The following is a 1,207-nucleotide window of genomic DNA, read 5'->3' as shown; positions in this document are numbered from 1 at the left end:
CGATTTCCCGCACCACGGCCAGGTCGTGCGTGATGAACAGGTAGGTCAGGCCGAGCTCGGCCTGCAGATCGTTGAGCAGGGTGAGGATCTGGGCCTGGACCAGCACCTCGAGCGCCGAGACCGCCTCGTCGCAGACCACCAGCTCGGGCGAGAGCGCCAGCGCCCGCGCGATCGCCACCCGCTGACGCTGCCCACCCGAGAGCTCGTTCGGATACCGGCGCAGCACCGACGACGGCAGCGACACCTTGTCGAGCAGATCGCGCACCACCGCCTCCCGCTCGGCCGGGGTGCCGATCTTGTGCACCCGCAGCGGCTCCTCGATGGTGCGGAAGATGGAGTACATCGGGTCGAGCGAGCCGTAGGGGTTCTGGAAGATCGGCTGCACGCGACGCCGGAAGGCGAACGCGCCCTTGGGATCCAGCGTGGCGACGTCCTTGCCGTCGAAGGACACGCTGCCTGCGGTCGGTTCGAGCAGGCCGAGCACCATCTGCGCGATGGTCGACTTGCCGGAACCGGATTCGCCGACGATCGCGGTGGTCGTCCCCCGGTCGACGCTGAAGCTCACGTCGTCGACCGCCACGAAATCCGTGGACTGCCACGGCCGCTTGCCACGGATCTTGAACGCCTTGGACAGGTTCCGCACCTCGAGCACGGTGTCGCCGACATTGTCCCCGGCCTCGGCCACCTCGACGGCCTGTGCCCGCACGGCGGCCCGCTGCCGCGACGACGACATCCGCTGCGCGGCCAGCGACGGCGCCGAGTTGACCAGTTTCCTGGTGTACGCGTGCTGCGGATCACGCAGGATCTGCAGCGCCGGACCGGATACCACGACCCGGCCGCGATACATCACCACCAGGTGCTCGGCCCGTTCCGCGGCCAGGCCGAGGTCGTGGGTGATCAGCAGGACCGCGGTGCCGAGCTCGGCGGTCAGCTGTTCGAGATGACCGAGGATCTGCCGCTGTACGGTGACGTCCAGCGCCGAGGTCGGCTCGTCGGCGATGAGCAGCTTGGGCCGGCAGGACAGCCCGATCGCGATCAGCGCGCGCTGGCGCATACCGCCGGAGAACTCGTGCGGATACTGGTTCACCCGCCGCTCGGCGTCCGACATCCCCGCCTCGGCGAGCAGTTCCACCGCGCGCTTGCGGGCGGCGTCGCCGGTGGCGATGCCGTTGGCCGCCAGCGTCTCCCGGATCTGGAAGCCGATCTT

Annotated in this window: 1 protein-coding gene; it reads right to left on the bottom strand. The window is 69.4% G+C overall.

Features of this window, described 5'->3' with window-relative positions; all coding sequences use genetic code 11:
* Nucleotides 1-1,207, bottom strand: a 1,207-nt coding sequence (locus ACWDNU_RS46350; RefSeq protein WP_449673510.1) for an ATP-binding cassette domain-containing protein, incomplete at both ends; no start/stop codon positions are given.

The sequence above is a fragment of the Amycolatopsis sp. NPDC003676 genome, from assembly GCF_053587275.1.
This window is presented reverse-complemented; position numbering and strand designations above follow the sequence as displayed.